This window comes from Streptomyces sp. PKA51 (assembly GCF_057552455.1).
Genome location: NZ_BAAJPZ010000004.1, coordinates 404,229 through 424,053, shown reverse-complemented (window position 1 = coordinate 424,053; position 19,825 = coordinate 404,229). Strand labels below are relative to the sequence as shown.

At 74.0% G+C, this 19,825-nt stretch carries 15 protein-coding genes and 3 tRNA genes; 7 read left to right on the top strand and 11 right to left on the bottom strand.

What is annotated here, in order from left to right; genetic code table 11:
• The first annotated feature begins 83 nt into the window (after window positions 1-83).
• Window positions 84-929 carry an RNA polymerase sigma factor SigF gene (locus AC27L3_RS09080; RefSeq protein WP_365965112.1) on the top strand — a complete coding sequence of 282 codons (846 nt, stop codon included), beginning with the start codon at window positions 84-86 and terminating at the stop codon, window positions 927-929.
• Between the two features lie 39 nt (window positions 930-968).
• Entirely contained in the window at window positions 969-1,679 is a 711-nt protein-coding gene (locus tag AC27L3_RS09075) for a hypothetical protein (RefSeq protein WP_487233465.1), read from the top strand.
• A 219-nt stretch (window positions 1,680-1,898) separates the two neighbouring features.
• Here the strand turns inward: AC27L3_RS09075 and AC27L3_RS09070 are convergent, their stop codons facing one another.
• Window positions 1,899-2,141, bottom strand: a complete 243-nt coding sequence (locus AC27L3_RS09070) for a hypothetical protein (protein WP_487233464.1) — start codon at window positions 2,139-2,141, stop codon at window positions 1,899-1,901.
• Between the two features lie 174 nt (window positions 2,142-2,315).
• Here AC27L3_RS09070 and AC27L3_RS09065 point away from each other — a divergent pair, with 174 nt between their 5' ends.
• Together AC27L3_RS09065 and AC27L3_RS09060 are read left to right on the top strand one after the other, a co-directional pair.
• Window positions 2,316-2,783, top strand: a complete 468-nt coding sequence (locus AC27L3_RS09065) for a MarR family winged helix-turn-helix transcriptional regulator (RefSeq protein ID WP_487233463.1) — start codon at window positions 2,316-2,318, stop codon at window positions 2,781-2,783.
• Window positions 2,784-2,879: 96 nt separating this feature from the next.
• The gene (locus AC27L3_RS09060; RefSeq protein ID WP_487233514.1) at window positions 2,880-4,388 is read left to right on the top strand and encodes an MDR family MFS transporter; all 1,509 of its coding nucleotides are present in this window, start codon (window positions 2,880-2,882) and stop codon (window positions 4,386-4,388) included.
• A 131-nt stretch (window positions 4,389-4,519) separates the two neighbouring features.
• Here AC27L3_RS09060 and AC27L3_RS09055 read toward each other — a convergent pair whose 3' ends face one another.
• The 6 genes from AC27L3_RS09055 to AC27L3_RS09030 all read right to left on the bottom strand — a co-directional run bounded on the left by AC27L3_RS09055 (window position 4,520) and on the right by AC27L3_RS09030 (window position 8,441).
• On the bottom strand, window positions 4,520-5,326 hold the full coding sequence (locus tag AC27L3_RS09055) for a TetR/AcrR family transcriptional regulator (protein WP_487233462.1): 807 nt from the start codon (window positions 5,324-5,326) through the stop codon (window positions 4,520-4,522).
• 93 nt (window positions 5,327-5,419) lie between these two features.
• Window positions 5,420-6,943 carry an MFS transporter gene (locus AC27L3_RS09050; protein WP_487233461.1) on the bottom strand — a complete coding sequence of 508 codons (1,524 nt, stop codon included), beginning with the start codon at window positions 6,941-6,943 and terminating at the stop codon, window positions 5,420-5,422.
• Between the two features lie 59 nt (window positions 6,944-7,002).
• Complete coding sequence (locus AC27L3_RS09045; RefSeq protein ID WP_487233460.1) at window positions 7,003-7,842, bottom strand: response regulator transcription factor; 840 nt, start codon at window positions 7,840-7,842, stop codon at window positions 7,003-7,005.
• 141 nt (window positions 7,843-7,983) lie between these two features.
• Window positions 7,984-8,057: transfer RNA gene (locus AC27L3_RS09040), tRNA-Met, on the bottom strand.
• Between the two features lie 47 nt (window positions 8,058-8,104).
• Window positions 8,105-8,177 (bottom strand) — tRNA-Arg (locus AC27L3_RS09035).
• 173 nt (window positions 8,178-8,350) lie between these two features.
• Window positions 8,351-8,441 (bottom strand) — tRNA-Ser (locus AC27L3_RS09030).
• Between the two features lie 218 nt (window positions 8,442-8,659).
• On the opposite strand from AC27L3_RS09030, the gene AC27L3_RS09025 reads away from it, so the two are divergent.
• Complete coding sequence (locus AC27L3_RS09025) at window positions 8,660-9,142, top strand: SSI family serine proteinase inhibitor (protein ID WP_487233459.1); 483 nt, start codon at window positions 8,660-8,662, stop codon at window positions 9,140-9,142.
• Between the two features lie 235 nt (window positions 9,143-9,377).
• Window positions 9,378-14,348: a PAS domain-containing protein gene (locus AC27L3_RS09020; protein WP_487233458.1), complete on the top strand. Its 4,971-nt coding sequence runs from the start codon at window positions 9,378-9,380 to the stop codon at window positions 14,346-14,348.
• Between the two features lie 49 nt (window positions 14,349-14,397).
• Here AC27L3_RS09020 and AC27L3_RS09015 read toward each other — a convergent pair whose 3' ends face one another.
• A complete protein-coding gene (locus AC27L3_RS09015; protein ID WP_487233457.1) occupies window positions 14,398-14,988 on the bottom strand; it encodes a TetR/AcrR family transcriptional regulator in 591 nt (196 codons plus the stop codon).
• Window positions 14,989-15,099: 111 nt separating this feature from the next.
• On the opposite strand from AC27L3_RS09015, the gene AC27L3_RS09010 reads away from it, so the two are divergent.
• On the top strand, window positions 15,100-16,335 hold the full coding sequence (locus AC27L3_RS09010) for an MFS transporter (RefSeq protein ID WP_487233456.1): 1,236 nt from the start codon (window positions 15,100-15,102) through the stop codon (window positions 16,333-16,335).
• Window positions 16,336-16,409: 74 nt separating this feature from the next.
• Here the strand turns inward: AC27L3_RS09010 and AC27L3_RS09005 are convergent, their stop codons facing one another.
• From AC27L3_RS09005 to AC27L3_RS08995, 3 genes are all read right to left on the bottom strand, one after another.
• The gene (locus AC27L3_RS09005; RefSeq protein ID WP_487233455.1) at window positions 16,410-18,074 is read right to left on the bottom strand and encodes a long-chain fatty acid--CoA ligase; all 1,665 of its coding nucleotides are present in this window, start codon (window positions 18,072-18,074) and stop codon (window positions 16,410-16,412) included.
• 143 nt (window positions 18,075-18,217) lie between these two features.
• Window positions 18,218-18,760 (bottom strand): SigE family RNA polymerase sigma factor, encoded by a 543-nt coding sequence (locus AC27L3_RS09000; RefSeq protein WP_344433140.1) that lies wholly within the window; start codon window positions 18,758-18,760, stop codon window positions 18,218-18,220.
• A gap of 231 nt (window positions 18,761-18,991) precedes the next feature.
• Window positions 18,992-19,816: a DUF1906 domain-containing protein gene (locus AC27L3_RS08995; protein ID WP_487233454.1), complete on the bottom strand. Its 825-nt coding sequence runs from the start codon at window positions 19,814-19,816 to the stop codon at window positions 18,992-18,994.
• Window positions 19,817-19,825 lie beyond the last annotated feature (9 nt).

The window sequence follows — 19,825 nt, the reverse complement described above, 5'->3', positions numbered from 1 at the left end:
CGCAGCCTCCGGTATTCAGGTGGAGGCTGAATCCCTCGTGCGAGGGCGCCGCTGTGACCCGTCCGCGACCTCAAGGGGGTGGCATGTCCGTAGACCTGGGCAGCGCGAAGGTGCTCGCCAACGACGCACCGCAGGCGGCTCCGCAGACCGTGCTCGACAACTGCGAAGCCATCGACACCCGCACCCTCTCCCGCTCGTTGTTCCTGCGGCTGGCCACCCTGGAGCCCGGCAGCGCCGAGCGGGCGTACGTGCGCGACACCCTCATCGAGCTCAACCTCCCCCTCGTGCGCTACGCCGCCGCCCGTTTCCGCAGCCGCAACGAGCCCATGGAGGACATCGTCCAGGTCGGGACGATCGGGCTGATCAAGGCGATCGACCGGTTCGACTGCGAACGCGGGGTCGAATTCCCGACGTTCGCCATGCCCACGGTCGTCGGCGAGATCAAACGCTTCTTCCGCGACACCAGCTGGTCCGTGCGCGTGCCGCGCCGCCTGCAGGAGCTGCGCCTGGCCCTGACCAAGGCCAGCGACGAGCTCGCACAGAAGCTCGACCGCTCCCCCACCGTGCCGGAACTGGCCGTGTGCCTCGGCGTCTCCGAGGAGGACGTCGTCGACGGCCTCGCCGTCGGCAACGCCTACACCGCCAGCTCCCTGGACTCCCCCTCCCCCGAGGACGACGGCGGCGAGGGCTCGCTGGCCGACCGCCTGGGCTACGAGGACACGGCGCTGGAGGGCGTGGAGTACCGCGAGTCGCTCAAGCCGCTGCTGGCCAAGCTGCCCGCGCGCGAACGGCAGATCATCATGCTGCGGTTCTTCGCCAACATGACGCAGTCGCAGATCGGCGAGGAGGTCGGCATCTCCCAGATGCACGTCTCCCGGCTGCTGACCCGCACGCTGGCGCAGCTGCGCGAGGGCCTCATCTCCGACTGAGACATGTACAGCTGACGTACCGTCAGCGAAACTGGGCCGATGCGACGGAAGACGCTCGTCTCCGCTTCGGCCGCCGCGCTCTGGCTGGGTACGGCGGGCGCCCTGGGCGCCCTCGCCGCCGGCTGCGACAGCGCTGCCCGTGACGGCTACGTCGCCGCAGGGGACGCCGGCCCCGGCGGCAACGTGCCGCCGCAGGACGGCGTACGGTACGTGCCGCTGCCGTCGCCTTCGCCGTCACCTTCGCCCTCGCGCGTCACGGCAACGCCGAGGCCCACGCCGACACCGACGCCCGCGGTGCGCCGCCCCGTACCGGCTCCGCGCTCCGCACCGCCCGCGCACCGGCCCGTTCCGGCTCCCGCCACGAGCGGGGGCGCGAGCCCCACGAGGAGCAGCGGCAGCCGCACACCCACGGCTGCGCCGCAGCCCTCGCCGTCCCCCTCCCCGCCTGCATTGCAGGTGAGCGCCCCGCGCCGGGAACCCGCCGACGAGCGCTGGTGCGAGCAGGTCGCGCTGACCTTCACGAACACGGGCGGCGGCCCGATCGCGGAGGGCACGGTCACCCTGGGGACGCACGTCCTGGGCCTGTGGGGCGACACAGACTGGACGACCGTCACCACGACCCGCCCCCTGCCCGCCCCGCTCGCCGCGGGCGAGGCGGCGGAGGCGAAGTGGACGGTGTGCGTGGACGCGTGGCGCGTCCTGCCGGGGATGTGGATCGAGACGCGGGACGTCGCCGTCGACTGGCGGTAGTGCGGGCGCGGCGGATCTTCGTCACGCGCCACCGCGGCGCCCCGTCAGGGGCGCGGGGAACGACGCGATCGGCCGGCGACGCCCGGAACCGACTCGCCACCTCGGGGCCCGACTGCAGGCACGTCGTGGCTTGTCGCGCCCACGCGGCGGCAGCCGCAGATCGACAACGCCCCGCGCCCCTTGGGGGCGCACCCTGCCGCAGGCGCGGCCGGTAAGGGACTACGCCAGTGCGAGCCAGGCCGCGGCCGCCACGAGGGCGATCGCGGCGATCACGCCGAGGAGCACGCCCACGCGCCCCCCTCCGCCGTCGCGGCGGCGTCCGTGGGTCGCGGGCGCCGCGGCGCGCGGCGCGCCCGGCGCCGCCGGTGCGGCCTCGTCGACGAAGGCGCGGAACATCTGCGTGCTGCCCGCCGGGTCGTAGGGGCCGTCCTGGTGGGCTTGGGGATGCTGCGGGTTGGCCATGGGCCAGGACCCTAGCGAAGCCGGGGCGGCGCCGGGCCGCGGGGCTGCTGCTTTACGGCCACTCGGGCAAGCCTTGGGGTTTCTTTTACCCGATTTTCCTACTTTTCGTTTGCCTTCAGCAACCAATCTTTCTTACAGTTGCCTGAAGCAACCTAAAGTCCGAGGAGCAGGCCCATGGCCGCACAGGAGCAGTACGAAGAGCTGGCCCGCCAACTCAGTGCCATCGGTGCCGTCAAGCGCGGCCTGAGCCGGAGCCTGCCCCAGGACTGCCACCCGGCCACCGCGATCATGCTCGCCCTGCTCAAGCAGGACGGCGACATGCGCATGAGCCGCCTCGGCGAGCTGATGGCCATCGACGCGTCGGTGACCAGCCGGCACGTCGCCCACGCCGCCGAGCGCGGCTGGCTCGACCGGCGGGCGGACCCCCTCGACCGGCGGTCCCGGCTGCTGAGCCTCACGCCCAGCGGAGAGGCGTTGCTGGAGGAGGTGAGCCGGCGCTACACGCAGGCGCTGGCCACCGCTCTGGAGGACTGGTCCGACGACGACGTCGGCCACCTCATCGGCCTGATGAAGCGGCTGCGCACCAGCTTCGGGGACTGCCGTCCCCGTACCCCCGCAGCCGCCACCCGTACGCCCGTCTGACACCCCCACCGAGAAAGGAAGTCCATGGCCAAGTCCACACCAGCCGGTGTACGGGACGCCACCGGAGCACCTTCCCCCACCGCCGACGCCGCGCCCATGACGCACCGCCAGATAATGGAGGCGCTGTCCGGACTGCTGCTCGGCATGTTCGTGGCGATCCTCTCCTCGACGATCGTCTCGAACGCGCTGCCGGAGATCATCCACGACCTGCACGGCAGCCAGTCGTCGTACACCTGGGTCGTCACCGCGTCCCTGCTGGCGATGACCGCCTCGACCCCGCTGTGGGGCAAGCTCTCCGACCTGTTCAGCAAGAAGCTGCTGGTGCAGCTGGCGCTGGTCGTCTACGTGGCGGGCTCGGTCGTGGCCGGCCTGTCGCAGAACACCGGCACCCTGATCGCCTGCCGCGTCGTGCAGGGCATCGGCGTCGGCGGTCTGTCCGCCCTGGCGCAGATCGTCATGGCCGCGATGATCTCCCCGCGCGAGCGCGGCCGTTACTCCGGCTACCTCGGCGCGACCTTCGCCGTCGCCACCGTCGGCGGCCCGCTGCTGGGCGGCGTCATCACCGACACCGACTGGCTGGGCTGGCGCTGGTGCTTCTACGTCGGCGTGCCCTTCGCGATCATCGCGCTGATCGTGCTGCAGAAGACCCTCAAGCTGCCCGTGGTCAAGCGCGACGTGAAGGTCGACTGGCTGGGCGCCTTCTTCATCACCGCCTCCGTCACCCTGCTGCTGATCTGGGTCACCCGCGCCGGCAAGGGCAAGGACTACGACTGGATCTCGTGGCAGACCGGCGTCATGGTCGGCGGCTCGCTGCTGCTCGCCCTGCTCTTCCTCCTGGCCGAGACGCGCGCCGCGGAACCGATCATCCCGCTGCGGCTGTTCCGCAACCCGACGATCGCGCTGTCCTCGCTCGCGAGCCTCTTCGTGGGTGTGGCGATGTTCGCCGGCACCGTCTTCTTCTCCCAGTACTTCCAGCTGGCGCGCGGTGAGTCGCCGACGATGTCCGGCGTGCTGACCATCCCGATGATCGGCGGCCTGTTCGTCTCCTCGACCGTCTCCGGCCAGATCATCACCAAGACCGGCCGCTGGAAGGCGTGGCTGCTCAGCGGCGGTGTGCTGCTGACCGCGGGCCTGGGCCTGCTGGGCACGATGCGCTACGACACCCCGTACTGGCACCTGGCGATCTACATGGCGCTCACCGGTCTGGGCATCGGCATGATGATGCAGAACCTGGTCCTCGCCTCGCAGAACCAGGTCGAGCCCAAGGACCTCGGCGCCGCCAGCTCCGTCGTCACCTTCTTCCGCTCCCTCGGCGGTGCGGTGGGCGTCTCCGTGCTGGGCGCGGTGCTCGCCAACCGGGTGCCGGACTACGTCCGCGACGGGCTGGTCAAGCTCGGCCCGAAGGCCACGGCGGCCATGGGCCACGGCGGTACGTCCGGCGGCGGCATCCCCGACCTGAAGGCGCTGCCCGCCCCGCTGCGGACGGTCATGGAGAGCGCGTACGGCCACGGCATCGGCGACGTGTTCCTCTACGCGGCGCCGTGCGCGCTGATCGCGTTCATCGTGACGCTGTTCATCAAGGAGGTCGCGCTCAAGCGCGGCTGACGAGCTCCCGGTGCGGGGGCGGGCACAAGGGCAGGGGACGGCCTGCTCGCACCCGCACCGGGCATGCGAAGTGCCGGGTACGCCACGGACGTACCCGGCACTTCGCGGTTTTCGCGCCAAGCTCTGCGCCCCTACGGGGTGCGGTCGCGCAGGACCTCTATGCCGGCGATCACCGTCTCCAGGCCCATGCCGAAGTCGTGCTCCCACATCTGGGCGACGGTCTGCTCGCCGCGCTTCTCGGCGATCTCGGCGGCCTCCCGGTACTGCTCGGTGAAGTCCGTCCGCTCCGTGACGACCTGCATCACGTGGGCGTAGTACTCGTCCTCGCCGACCCCCGCCGCCCGGCAGCGCTCCATGTACAGCCCCTGCGTGGCGGCGAAGCCGTACGCGAACTGGAACACCGCCGAGATCGCGCCGGTCAGCGCGTGGGGCGCCACCCCGCTGCGCCGGATGACGGCCAGCGAGGTGTTCGCGAAGGTCATGGCCCGCGGCCCGATGTTGAGGTACTGGCCGAGCAGCTGCGGCAGCCAGGTGTGGGCCACCAGGGTGCGGCGGTACTGGCTCACCAGGTCGCGCAGCTGGTCGCGCCAGTCGGCCGTCTCCTCGGCGGGGTCGGGCAGGGCGATCTCGCCCCACACCTCGTCGATCGCGAGCTCGAGCAGGTCGTCCTTGGTGTCGACGTACCAGTAGACCGACATCGCGGTCACGCCGAGCTCCGCCGCCAGGCGGCGCATGGAGAACTTCGCGAGGCCCTCGGCGTCCAGCAGCCGCACCGTGGCGGCCACGATCCGCTCCCGGTCGAGGGCGCCCTCGCCGCTCTGCCCGCCCGACCGGCGCTTGGGGGCACCGTCCTGCTTGTCGGCCAGCCACACACTGGTCCGCATGCTGCCCGCGTCCGCGCGGCTGCCGCCCGCCATGCCGGCCCTCTTCCTCTTCACTGACACGCTCCCCGTACCGAAATGCTACGGCCCGCTCCGGGCGGGCCGAAGGGCCCGCCCGGAGCGGGCGTCGTCATGCCGTGCCCACCGCTGTCACGCTCCGGCCTGCTGCTGCCGCTCGGCCCGGTAGAGCAGGACGGCCGCGAGGGCACCGCCCGCGAGGACGGCGGCGGCCCCCACCAGCTGGCTGGTCTGCACGCCCGTGGCGAAGGCGTCGGCGATCGCGGCGCGATCGGCCGGCGTACGGGCGTGGGAGAGGGCGGCCGGCAGCGAGCCCGCGCCGGCGGCGACGGCCGGGACGAGGGCGGCGAAGCGGGAGTTCAGCACGGCACCCAGCACCGCGACGCCCAGGCCGTTGCCGCATTCCTGCAGCGTGCCGTTGACGCCGGCGCCGACGCCGGCCTTCTCCGGCGGGATCGCCGACATGATGGCGTTGGCCATGGCCGGCATGGACAGCGCGATGCCGCAGCCCATCAGGATCAGGCCCAGCAGCATGCCGCCGTAGCCGTGCGCCCCGAGGGTCGCTATGGCCGCGAGGCCGCCGGCCAGCAGGCCCATGCCGCCGGCGATGGCGAGCGGGGTGCCCACCTTGGGCAGCAGCCGGGCGCCCACGCCGGTGAGGTTGAGGACGACGATGACCAGGGCGAGCGGCGTCATGCGCAGGCCCGTCTGCAGCGGGTCGTAGCCCAGGACGAGCTGCAGGTGCTGGGTGAGCAGGAAGAACGAACCGCCCATGCCGAAGGCGACCAGGATGCCGCCGGAGACCGCGCCGACGAAGCGGCTGTTGCGGAAGAAGTGCATGTCCAGCATCGGGTACGGGCAGCGGCGCTCCCACAGGGCGAACGCGGCGAGCGTGACCAGGCCGATCGCGCCGGAGACCAGCACCCGGCCGGAGGTCCAGCCGTACCCGGGCCCGGAGATGATCGCGAAGACGACACCGGTCATGCCGATGGTGGACAGGATCGCACCGGGCACGTCCGGCCGGTCGCCGGAGGGGTTCTTGGACTCGGGCACCCACTTGAGCACCGCCAGCAGGCCGACGACGGCCACCGGCAGGTTGATCAGGAAGATCGAGCCCCACCAGAAGTGGTTGAGCAGCGCGCCGCCGATGAGCGGGCCGGCCGCGAAGCCGAGCGAGCTGACCGCGCCCCACAGGCCGATGGCCTTGGGCCGCTCCTCGTCGTCGAAGACCTGCACGATCACGGCGAGGGTGGTGGTCATCAGCAGCGCCCCGCCGACGCCCATACCGGCGCGGGCGGCGATCAGCTGCCCCGTGCTCTGCGCGAGGCCGGCGGCCAGCGACCCGAGCCCGAACAGGGCGAGCCCCGTGACCAGCATCTTCTTGCGCCCGTAGCGGTCGGCGGCGTTGCCCGCGGTGAGCAGCAGGCCGGCCTGGACCAGCGAGTAGGCGTTGATCATCCACTGGACGTCGGCCGTCGAGGCCCCCATCTCGCCGGTGAGGGAGGGGATGGCGACGGTGAGCACGGTGTTGTCCAGCAGCACGGTGAGCTGCGCGAGACAGATGACGGCGAGCACGGCCCATCGGGTGGGGTTCCGGTGCGGCGCAGCGGTGGGTTGCGGTGTCCGTTCGGTCTGGCTGGCGGTGTGCGCCGGCATGCGGGGTCCCCCTTGTACGGTGTACGAGCGCGATTGCTCGTACACCGTACAAGACGACGCTATACGCTGTACAGCGCTTTTTTGACGGGTCCCGCCACGGGCCTGGCCATGGGCCTCGTCGGGGCGGCGGACACAGCGGACCCGGCGGGCTCCGCGGGCTCGGCGGGCTCCGCGGGCTTGATGAGGTAGCCCGCGCCGCGGCGGGTGTGGATCATCGGCGGGGCATCGGCCTCGATCTTGCGGCGCAGGTAGGAGATGTAGAGCTCGACGACGTTGGCCCGGCCGCCGAACTCGTACGACCACACCCGGTCGAGGATCTGCGGCTTGCTCAGCACCCGCCGCGGATTGCGCATCAGGAAGCGCAGCAGCTCGAACTCGGTCGCGGTCAGGCGGATCTCCCGGCCGCCGCGGAAGACCTCGCGACTGTCCTCGTCCAGCACCAGATCCCCCACCACCAGCACCGCCCGGCCACGGGGGGCCGGCGAGGGCGAACGGCGCAGCAGCCCGCGCAGCCGGGCCATGACCTCCTCCATGCCGAACGGCTTGGCCACCCGGTCGTCGCCGCCCGCGGTCAACCCGGCGAAGCGCTCGCCACCCGGATCCTTCGGCGTCAGGAACAGCACCGGCAGACCGGGCCGTTCACGGCGCAGCCGGGCCGGCAGCTCCTGCGCGTCCGCGCCGGCGAGGGCCACGTCCAGGACGACGGCGTCCGGCCGGAACTCCGCCGCCGCCCCGGCCGCCGCGCCGGCAGGGGCCGACCGCACGCGCCAGCCCTCGTAGCGCAGGGCGAGGCAGAGCAGTTCGGTGAGCGCCGGCTCGTCGACGACGACCAGGACGCGCACGGGGGATCCGTCGTGGTGCAGCAACTGGGTGCGCCCGGTGGGCGAGGCGGTGGTCATACCGCCGATGGTCGGAGCGCCGGGTGAGAGGGGCCTTGCGGCACTCTGTGAATCTTCTGAGAATCGGCCGGCGCGGCAGCCGTGGCTCCTGTGAAAACGCCACAGGGCCGGTACGAGAACGTACCGGCCCTGTGGTCACAGTAGCGGGGACAGGATTTGAACCTGCGACCTCTGGGTTATGAGCCCAGCGAGCTACCGAGCTGCTCCACCCCGCGACGGTCGAGAAGACGGACCCGGAAACCGGGGACCGACTACTCGGCTGTGCGCTCGGCAGGATTCGAACCTGCAACCTCTTGATCCGTAGTCAAGTGCTCTATCCGTTAAGCTACGAGCGCTTGGCTTCCCGGCGGTTTTCCCGGCCGGTCGGCGTTGCGGGAACAACATTACATGAACCTCGCCGCCAGACGAAATCCATTGCCCGCACCCCACCTGACCTGCGAAAACACGCCCCAGGTGATCGAAAAAGCCCCGGCCGTCGAATCGACGACCGGGGCTTTCCCGTGTGCTGCGGAGGCGGAGGGATTTGAACCCTCGATGGGCTTTAAGGCCCAAACCGCATTAGCAGTGCGGCGCCATAGACCGGACTAGGCGACGCCTCCAGCTCACCCGCGCGTACACGGATGTCGCGTGCAGATGATGACACAGCCTTGCGGCCCGCCACCAATCGCACCCCTACGGTACCGGGCGACGGGTGTCCTGGGCAAAGGCGTTCGCGGCGCGCAACGCGGGGCGCTCCGGGGCGTTAGTGCGGGTGAGGGGTCCGACCGGGGTTCCGGCCGCCCGGCCCCGCCGTCGCCCGCACCCCAGGAGTACGCCCATGTCGCTCCGCCCCCTCCGCCGCCTGGTCCGCACCGCCGCGCTCCTCCCGGCCCTGGCCCCCGCCCTCCTCGCCGCCCCCGGCGCCACCGCCGCCCCGCTCCCGCCGGCCGGACTCGACCGCGAGGACCACCTGACGATCACCGTCGCCGACGGCGTCCGGCACGGCGCGCGCTACGAGCTGTACTGCCACCCCGCCGGCGGCACCCACCCGCACGCCCGCGAGGCCTGCGACCAGCTCGACGGCCAGACGACCTGGGGCAAGGACCCCTTCGCCCCCGTACCCGCGGGCGAGATGTGCACGATGATGTACGGCGGCACGGAGCACGCCCGCGTCACCGGCACCTGGGCCGGGCGGCCGGTCGACACCGAGTTCAAGCGCACCAACGGCTGCGAGATCGCCCGCTGGAACCGGTTCTCCCTTCTGTTCGGGGACTCGAAGGGCTTGCCGAAGAAAACCTCCGCGCAAACATTCCGGAAGTGACCCCGACGTCCCCCCGAAGGCGGACACGAGGGGCATGTCCGGCCTGCCCGCAACGCTCCTGAGGGGTCCCCCGGACCCCCTCGGCACACCCGTCATCACACCCGTCATCCGCAGTAGCGCCCGCCACGGCAGCCCGTAGACTTCCCCTCGATGACATGCCCGGGCGCGGTACGAAGCGGTACGAACCCGCCCCGAGCGGTCGGCAAGCAGCGGTAACCAGGGAGGAAGCGTCGTCGTGAGCAGCAGGCCATCCCGAGGCGCTGCTCGCCTCGCAGCCATACTCGACGCGCTGCCGGACGCCCTGCTGCTCGTCAACTGCAACGGCACGGTCGTCAACGCCAACCACATCGCCCTCGAGACCTTCGAGGTGCCCGGCACCGGACTCGTCGGACGCGGCCTGCTCGACCTCCTCCCCGAGTTCGACTCCCGGCGCATCCCCGGCGGCCTGCGCCCCCCGCGCGCCGAAGCCGACGGCGGACGCACCAAGCCCACCCGCATGATCGCCCGGCGCACCGACGGCACCCAGTTCCCCGTCGAGGTCACCAGCGCCAACCTCGAGGACGGCCGCACCCCCTACGCCGAACCCAACGGCTCCTACGACGACGAACTCCTCATGCTCGTCGTCCGCGACCTCACCGGCACCCTCGACACCGAAGCCGAACTCGCCCGCCAGCAGCGCCAGACCGAGATGATCCTGCGCGCCGCCGCCGAAGGCGTCGTCGGCGTCGACACCGCCGGCAAGGTCGTCCTCGTCAACCCCTCCGCCGCCCAGATCCTCGGCTACCGCGCCAGCGACCTCGGCGGCCGCGAACTGCACCCCCTCATCCACCACTCCCGCCCCGACGGCACGCCCTTCCCCTACGAGGAATCGCCCATCGCCGACACCCTGCGCTCCGGGCGCAAGCACCGGGTGCGCGGCCAGGTCCTGTGGGCCAAGGACGGCCGGGCCGTCCCCGTCGACCTCACCACCGCACCCGTGCGCGACGGCGAACAGCTCGTCGGCGCCGTCATGACCTTCACCGACCGGCGCCCCTACGACGCCCTCGCCGCCCGCCACCAGCAGCTGCTCGGCCTCGTCGAATCCTCCCTGCGCGGCCCCCTCGACCAACTCCGCGCCGAACTCGGCACCCTCGCCGACGACCCCGCCGGCCAGCTGTGGCCCGAGGCCAACCAGATCCTCCACCACCTCGCCGCCGGCTACGGCCGCATGGCCACCCTCGTCGACAACGTCCTCGCCTACCAGCGACTCGACGCCGGTCAGGACGACCTCGACCGCGAAAAGGTCTCCCTCGACGACGTCGTCTCCGCCGGCGTCGAAGGCGCCGTCGACCTCATCGGCCCCGGCCGCGCACAGTTCGCGGTGCACGCGCCCGCCATCGAGGCCGAGATCGACCCCACGCGGTTCGCCCAGGCACTCGCCCACCTCATCGCCGACGTCGCCGGCGTCGACGCCACCGGCGCGGCCGCACCCGGCGCCGTCCGCACCGGCGACTCCACGATCGTCGTCGCCGCCGCCCAGCGCGGCGACGTCGTCCGCATCGAGGTCCGCGGCCCGCACCCCGGCGGCGACCCCGTCCACGGCCCCCTCGTCCGCGGCATCGTCCGCCGGCACGGCGGCGTCCTGCAGACCCACGACGTACCGGGCGCGGCGGGCGGCCGCGCCTACGTCCTCGAAGTACCGCTGTCCGCCGAGGCGGGCCCCGTCCCGCCCCCGGCGGACCGGCGCGGCCCCGACACGGAGAATCTGACGACGGTCATGCCGCTGCCGACGCAGCGGGGCCGCGGCACGGCGCCGTCGGCGCCGGAGGCGCCGGACCCGGCGCCCGGGGGCACCGCGAAGGGGGCGGCGCCGGAGGCGCCGAGTGCGGGTGGCTTCCCGAGCCCGGCGGGCGGCGACGGCACGGCGCCGGGTGCCGGCGCGGCCGGCGGCACGGCGCCCCGCCCGGCGGGCGGCGGTGCGGCCCACGGCCGCGGCGCGGCGGGGGGGCCGGGCGGCTTCCCCGTGCCGGCGGGACCGGCGGGCGATGGCACGGCGGGCACGAACGGTTTCCCGGCTCCGGCGGGACCGGCGGGCGGCGGTGCGGGCCATGGCCGGGGGGAAGCGGGGGGCCCGGGCGGCTTCCCGGCCCCGGCGGGCGACAGCGCGGGCCACGGCCGTGGTGCGGCGGGTGACCCGAACGGTTTCCCCGTTCCCGCGGGCGACGGCGCACGGTCGGGTGCCGGCGCGGCCGGTGGGCCCAACGGCTTCCCCGTTCCGGCGGGCGACGGCGCTTCGGGCGCGAACGGTTTCCCGGCTCCCGCAGGGCCTGCGGGTAGCGACGCGGGCCAAGGCCGCGGGGCGACGGGGGGCCCGGACGGCTTCCCGGCCCCGGCAGGCGACGGCGCAGGGCCGGGTGCCGGCGCGGCCGGCGGCGGGAACGGCTTCCCCATGCCGGCGGGGCCGGTGGGCGATGGCGCGGGCCAGGGCCGCGGGGCGGCGGGGGGCCCGGACGGCTTCCCGGCCCCGGCAGGCGACGGCACGGGGCCGGGTGCCGGCGCGGCCGGCGGCGGGAACGGCTTCCCCATGCCGGCGGGGCCGGCGGGTGACGGCAAGGGCCAGGGCCGCGGTGCGGCCGGTGGCCCCAACGGCTTCCCCGTTCCGGCGGGCAACGACGCGGCGGGCACGAACGGTTTCCCCGTTCCCGCAGGGCCTGCGGGTAGCGACGCGGGCCAAGGCCGCGGGGCGACGGGGGGCCCGGACGGCTTCCCGGTTCCGGCGGGCGACGGCGCGGGGCCGGGTGCCGGTGTGGCCGGCGGACCCAACGGCTTCCCCGTGCCGGCGAGTGACGACGCAGGCCCGAGCCGCCGCGCGGCGGGAAACCCGAACGGCTTCCCCATGCCCGGCCCCACCCCCGGCGAGGGCGCGGGCGCACCGAACGGCGGCCCGGCCCCGGGCGCCGGCCGGCACGGCAACGGCTTCCCCGTTCCCGCGGACCCCGCGGGTGGCAACGCCGGCCCGGCGGGTCCCACGGCCGGCGGTCCGAACGGCTTCCCCGTTCCCGCGGGTAATGACGCGGGCCAGGGCCGCGGTGCGGCGGGCAACCCGAACGGCTTCCCCATGCCGGCGGGCGACAGCGCGCGGCCGGGTGCCGGCGCGGTCGGCGGCCCCCATGGCTTCCCCGTGCCGGCCGGTGACGGCGCAGGCCCGGCATCCCGCGCGGCGGGCAACCCGAACGGCTTCCCCGTGCCGGCGGACGACGGCGCGGGCCAGGGTCCCGGCGCGGCCGGTGGACCGAACGGCTTCCCGGTCCCGGCCGGTGACGGCGCAGGCCCGGCACCCCGCGCGGCGGGCAACCCCAACGGCTTCCCCGTGCCCGGCCCCACCCCCGGCGAGGGCGCGGGCGCGCCGGGCGGCGGCCCGGCCCCGGGTGCCGGCCGGCACGGCAACGGCCCCGCGGACGGCGGCCCGGTGGGCAACCCCAACGGCTTCCCCGTTCCCGGGAACCCCGCGGGCGACGGCATCGGTCCGGCCGGCGAGGCGACCGCGCCCGCGCCCGGTCGCGGTCGGCGGCGCAGCGGGGGCGACGCCCCGGGCGGGGACGACCGGCACGGCGGCTTCGAGGGCCCCATTGCGCTGCCCGGCGCCGCGGCGGGCGACCCGCCCGCCGCCGACGACACGGCCGCGCCGGCCGATCAGGGCAACGGCCCTGCCGACCAGGGCGCCTTCGGCGCCGACGGCGCGCCCGGCCCGGAGAGCGGTCCCACGGACCACGAGGCATTCGGCGCCACCGGCGCACGGCCCACGGGGCGGCGGCGGGGGCCGGCGCGGGCCGAGGTGGAGGACGAGCAGGGCGGCAGCGGTCTCGTGCCGGCGCAGTCCGCGCCCACCGGGCGGCGGGCGCGGCGGGATGCGGCGCCGGAGGCCGTGGAGGCGGCGGAGGCGCCGACGGGTCGGCGGGCGCGGCGGGCGCTGGCCGAGGCCGTGCCGGAGGCGCAGATTCCCGGGCAGGCGACGGCCGAAACCGCGGTGGAGCGCACCGCGTTCGCCATGCCGCCGGCCGACGGCGACCCGGCGGAGTTGTACGACCTCGCGGGGGCGTCCGTGCCGCCGGCGCAGCCCACGGGGCGGCGCCGGGCGCGGCGGGCGCTCGCGGAGGAGCCCGGTGCGCCGGCACCGGCGGCGGCGCCCGCGGCGCGGCCGATCAGTGTGCGGACGCTGGGTCAGGGCCCGGGTGCGGGTGACACGCCGGCGGCGGGGACGCCCACGGCCGGTTCGGGCCGGCGTCGCCGGCTGGCGAACCCGGCCGAGGGCGACCGTGAGGCGCAGGCCCAGGCGGCTGTCGCGGCGGCGCCGGTGCGGCCGCAGCCGCTGGGTTCGCCGGAGGGCAAGGCGTTCGCGGTCGGGGCGCCGGACGAGGGCGCCGAGGGCCCGGAGCCGTTGGACGGTCCGGACGGTGCGGTCGAGGTCGTGGAGGCGGTGCGGCCGCCGATGGACGACGAGCTGCCGCCGGAGCCGCTGGACAACCCGCGCCGCCTGCTGGTGTGGCCGGCGCCGGACGAGGCGACGGAGAAGGCGCTGACGGAGCGCGGCTACCGTCCGGTGATCGTGCATTCGCGCGAGGAGGTGGAGGAGCAGAAGGCCGCGTATCCGGCTGCGCTGTTCGTCGATCCGCTGACCGGTCCGATCACCCGGACGGCGCTGCAGTCGCTGCGGGAGGCGGCGACGGCGGCGGAGGTGCCGGTGCTGGTGACGGCGGGTCTGGGGCATGCGACGCGGGAGGCCGCCTACGGTGCCGATCCGGCCGTTCTGCTGAAGGCGCTGGCGCCGCGGGACAGCGAGATGCATCCGCCGCGGGTGCTGCTGATCGAGGAGCACGAGCCGATCGCGAATGCGTTGACGGCGACGCTGGAGCGGCGCGGCATGCACGTGGTGTGCGGGGCGACGGATTCGGAGGCCGTACAGCTCGCGGGGCAGACCCGGCCGAACCTGGTGGTGATGGACCTGATGCAGGTGCGCCGCCGGCGCGCCGGCATCGTGGACTGGCTGCGCGGCAACGGCGTCCTGGGCCGTACGCCGCTGGTGGTGTACACCTCGGCCGACATCGATCCTTCGCAGTTGCCGCGGCTGGCGTCGGGCGAGACGGTGCTGTTCCTGGCCGAGCGCTCGACGAGTGCGGACGTGCAGGGACGGATCGTCGACCTGCTGGCGAAGATCGGCACCAACTGACCGCCGGCGGGTGCAGCGCCCCGTCAGGGGCGCGGGGCGCCGGACGCGTCTAGCCGCTCGTACCGCTCGTGATGCGGCGGGCCGCCGTCCGGACGGAGGCGCGCAGGCGCTCGACGTCCTCGTCGCGTTCGCCGACGATGATGCGGCGCATCTGCGGTTGCACGGTCGGCCAGGAGGCGAGGGCGATCATCATGAACAGCAGGTCGGCGGGCGGGATCCGGTCGTCGATGACGCCCTTGGCCTGGGCCTCGGCGAAGGCGGCGATCTTGCCGTCGTAGTGGCGGCGGCGCTCGGCCTCGTGCGGGATGCCGCCGGTGCCGTACTCCAGGCCCTCCCAGAAGACGAGCCTGATGAGCTCGGGGTGGGCGGCGTGGTACTCCATGAGCCGGTCGATCCAGCCCTCGGGGTCCTCGGCGTCGACGGGGTTGGCGGCGGCGAGTTCGATCAGGCGCTTTTCGAGTACCTGGGCGAAGAGTTCGGCCTTGTTGCCGAAGTAGGCGTAGATCAGCTGCTTGTTCGCCCGCGCCTCGCGGGCGATGCGGTCGATGCGGGCGCCGGCGATGCCGAAAGCGGCGAACTCGGCGGTGGCCGCTTCGAAGATGCGGGCCTTGGTGGCCTCGGGATCCCTGACTCCTGCCATGGGAACAGAGTAACCAACTATTTGGTTGACAGCCCTCGTACGTGCCTGCCACATTCATGTCGACCGTCACAACCAACCAGTTGGTTAAGTCTCAGGGGGAGCGCCCGCCCAATGCCGACCACCACCCCGGTCACCGCCACGCCGAGGGGGACGACGCCGTCCGCGCCCGTCCGCCCGGACCGCCGCTCCGGCACGCTGCTCGCCGTCATCGCGCTGTGCACGGCCGTCACCGCGGCGAACATCTACCTCGCCGCACCGCTGCTGCGCCTCATCGCCACCGACTTCGGCACCACCCCGGAGGCGGCCGGCTGGATCGCCTCCGTGGCCCAGCTCGGCTACGCCGTCGGCCTGCTGCTCTTCGCCCCGCTGGGCGACACGGCCGACCGGCGGCGGCTCGTCGGCGGGCTGTCCGCCGTGGCCGGCGCGGCCCTGGTCGCCGCCGCCCTCGCGCCCGGGCTGCCGGCGCTCGCCGCCGCGATCCTCGTCTCCTGCGCCGCGACGGTCGTGCCGCAGCTGCTCGTCCCGCTCGTCGCCGAGCGCGCCCCCGCCGAGCGGCGCGCGCGGCACGTGGCCGCCGTGGTGGCCGGCCTGTTCACGGGCATCGTCGCGGCCCGGGTGGTCGGCGGCCTGGCGGGCCAGGCGTTCGGCTGGCGGGCGGTGTTCTGGGGGGCCGCGGCGCTGACCGTGGCGGTCGGCCTGCTCACCGCCCTCATGCTGCCGGCGGAGACCCGCCCGCGCCGCTCCGGCAACCCCTTCCGGGGCATCGCCGCGCTGCCCGGTCTCGTCCTCTCCTCGCCGCAGCTGCGTGCCGCGTGCCTGCGCCAGGCCGGGCTGTTCGGGTCCTGGAGCGCCCTGTGGACCTCGCTGACGCTGCTGCTGACCGACGCGTCCGGCCCGTACCGCGTCTCGCTCGGCACGGCCGGCCTCTTCGGCCTCTTCGGTCTCGTCTCCACCGCCGTCGCGCCCGTCTCCGGCACCCTCGTCGACCGCTTCGGGCCGCGCCGGGTCGTCGCGGTCGCGTACGGGGCGAGCGCGCTGGCCGTGCCGCTGTTCCTCCTCGGCGCGCACATGATGGCCGCGCTGTGCGCGGGGGCGGTGCTCATCCACGCCGGGCTGATGGCAGGTCAGGTCGCCAACCAGACCCGGGCGCTGGGCGCCACGGAACGGCCGGCGGTGGCCAACACCGCGTACGTCGTCGCCGCGTTCATCGGTGGCGCGGCGGCGTCGGCGCTGGCCGGGCCGGCCTTCGGCCGGTGGGGCTGGGCGGGCGTGTGCGCGATCGCGGCGGTGTGGGTGACCGTCGGCTGGGTCGGCGGCGCGCTGGCGGAACGGCGCGTACGGGGCTGACGGCCGCGCGCCGTCCGCGAACGCCGGACGGGCTCCTCGGGCCCGTCCGGCGTTCGCGCATCGAGTGATCGATGTCAGCTGCGGGCAGCGCCCAGGACCGTCACCACCAGCTCCCCGTCCGCGTACTGCTTGCGCAGTACCTTCTTGTCGAACTTGCCCACCGACGTCTTCGGCACCGCCGCCACCGTCGTCCACCGCTCCGGCAGCTGCCAGCGGGCGACGCGGTCGCCGAGGAAGGCGCGCAGGCCCTCGAAGTCGGCGGGGGTGCCGTCGCGCAGGACGACGGCGGCCAGGGGCCGCTCGCCCCACTTCTCGTCCGGCACGCCGATGACGGCGGCCTCCGCGATCCCGGGGTGGGCCATCAGGTGGTTCTCCAGCTCGACGGAGGAGATCCACTCGCCGCCGGACTTGATCACGTCCTTGGCGCGGTCGGTGAGCGTGAGGAAGCCGTCGGGGGTGATCGTGCCGACGTCGCCGGTGCGCAGCCAGCCGTCGGGGCTGAACTTGTCCTCGGGGCGCTGCGGTTCGCCGTCCGCTCCCCCGTGGTACGCGCCCGCGATCCAGGGGCCGCGGACCTCCAGCTCACCGGCCGACCGGCCGTCCCAGGGCAGCACCTCGCCGCTCGGTCCCACCAGCCGTGCCTCCACGGAGGCCGGCACCCGGCCCTGGGTGATCCGGTAGGGCCAGGCCGCCTCGGCGTCCAGCCCGGCGGGCGGGTAGGCGACGGTGCCGAGCGGGGAGGTCTCGGTCATGCCCCAGGCCTGCACGAGCGTGAGGCCGAGCTTGTCCTCGAAGTCCTTCATCAGCGAGGGCGGGCACGCCGAACCGCCGCTGATCACGGTGCGCAGCGAGGAGACGTCCCGCGGCTTGGCCACGAGCTCGGCCAGCAGGCCCTGCCAGATGGTGGGCACGCCCGCCGTCACGGTCGGCCGCTCGGCCTCGATCATCTCCGCGAGCGGGGCCGGCTGCAGGAAGCGGTCCGGCATCAGCAGCGACGACCCGGCCATGAAGGCCGCGTGCGGCAGTCCCCAGGCGTTGACGTGGAACATCGGGACCACGGGAAGACACACCTCGGCGGGCGTCAGACCGAAGGACGCCGCCGCGTTGACCTCCATCGCGTGCAGGTAGACCGAGCGGTGGCTGTAGACCACGCCCTTCGGCTCGCCGGTCGTGCCGGAGGTGTAGCACAGCGCCGCGGCCTGCCGTTCGTCCAGCTCGGGCCACGGGTAGGCGTCGTCCGCGGGCCCGGCGATCAGCTCCTCGTACGCGTGCACCTGGGGCCGGCAGCCGGCCAGGAGGGAGATGTCGCCGGGGCCGGAGACGACGACGTGCTCGACGCACTCCAGGTGCGGCAGCAGGGGGGCGAGCAGCGGCAGCAGCGAACCGCTGACGATGACGACGCGATCGGCGGCGTGCCGGACGATCCAGGCGAGCTGCTCGGCGGGCAGCCGCAGGTTGAGGGTGTGCAGGACCGCGCCCATGGAGGGGATGGCGAGGTACGCCTCCAGGTGGTCCGCGTTGTTCCACATGAGCGTGCCCACCGGTTCGCCCTCGCGCACGCCGAGGCCGTGCAGGGCGTGGGCCAGGCGCGTGGCGCGGCGTCCGACCTCGGCGAACGTGCGCCGCTCCGGTGCGCCGTCACCCGTCCAGGTCGTGACCTTCGCGCCGGCGTGGACCGTCGACCCGTGGGCCAGGATCCGCGTGACCGTGAGCGGTACGTCCTGCATCGTGCTCTGCACCGGGGCCTCCCGACTGGTGCGCGCGTCGTCGCGCGAGGGGCAGTTCCCGGTGATTCTGCTGGGGTGTCCGGCGGTAAGTCACTAGCCGGAAGCAACGACTCCGACACATTCCGTTGACAAGGCCCGCGTCGCGGTCGTCCGGCCTAGGCGGCGTACGCCAGCTCCGGGTCCTCGCGGAGCTTGCCCAGCGCCCGCGAGACCGCGCTCTTGACCGTGCCCACCGAGACCCCGAGCAGCTCGGCGGTCTGCACCTCGGTCATGTCCTCGTAATACCTGAGGACGACCATGGCCCGCTGCCGGTCCGGCAGCCGGTGCACCGCGCGCCACATCGCGTCGCGCAGCGCCTGCTGCTCGGCGGGGTCCGCGGCCGCGGTCGCCTCGCGCTCGGGCAGCTCCTCGCAGGGGTACTCGTCGATGCGCCGCTTGCGCCACTGCGAGGTGCGGGTGTTCACCAGCGCCCGGCGGACGTAGCCGTCGAGGGCGCGGTGGTCGGCTATGCGGTCCCAGGCCAGGTAGGTCTTGGTGAGCGCCGTCTGCAGCAGGTCCTCGGCGTCGCACGGGTTCGAGGTCAGCGAACGGGCGGTGCGCTGCAGCACCGGGCCGCGGGCCCGGACGTAGGAGGAGAACGACGGGTACACGGCGGCGGTGGAGGCGCTGGTGCACACGGACGTCGAGGTCACTGTCATGCCCTCAACGCTAGGAGCGCGGGCGCCTCCGGCGTATCGGCCGGAGGTGCCGAAGCTCGGTCACCCTCAGGTCGTAGCGGTGGGGGTGTCCCCACCTCCTGGAGGGGGAGGAGACAGCGACGTAAGGCGCGGTCGGAAGGAGCTCGCACGAGCATCGGAGGGAGCTCGGGGGACTCGTACGAGAGTACGAGGAACCGATTCGGCTGATGAACGCTTCAGCGATTGAACGTTTCAGTGGATGATCGCCACGGGAGCGTCGATCGCGTTGCGGTCGATGGTCAGCTTCCGGCCACCGTACGTCTCGCTCACGTTCCCGGCGTACTGGTGGATGCGGCGGTGCGGCTGCCAGGCCCCCGAGGGCAGGACGCGCTCGTGATCGGTGGACGCCGGCACCTTCCAGCGCGCGAACCACAGCACCTCCGGCAGGTCGTCCAGCCCGTCCCGGCGCGCCAGCACCATGTGCCGCACGCCCGACTCGGCGCTGCTGTAGAGGCCGGGGATGTAGCCGTGGCGGTCGACCGTGGCGCTCCAGGCGCGGATGAAGTCCAAGGTGGCGCCGCCGCAGTCCTCGTCCTTGTAGTCGTACGCCTCCATGTCCAGGTAGAGCGCGCTGCCGGGGGCGATGCCCAGGTCGGCCGCGGTGTCCACGGCGTCGCGGCCCTCGTCGACGCCCTGGTCCTCGGGGTAGTCGCCGATGGGGTAGTACCGCTTGCTGGTCGCCCGCGCGCACGGCGACTGCGAGCCGACGTACACCGGCAGCACCCGCCAGCCCAGGTCGCGGGCGCCGGTGAGCCAGCGGTGGCTGAGGTAGTGCTGGTTCGGGCAGGCGCGGGCCCGCCCGGCGTAGTAGACGCCGACGGCCCCGTACGGGGAGGTCTCCCCCCAGGCGCTGAGCGTGGTCAGCGGCGGCGCCTGGCAGGTGTCGAAGCCCTTGCCCCGGTAGACGACGGGCCGGGTGTCCGGGACGACGTCGCCCGGCGCGGCCGCGGCCGGCACCTGGGCGACTGCCGCCAACAGGGCGACGAGATATCCGATGATCTTTCTCCGTCGGTACATAACGGCGAG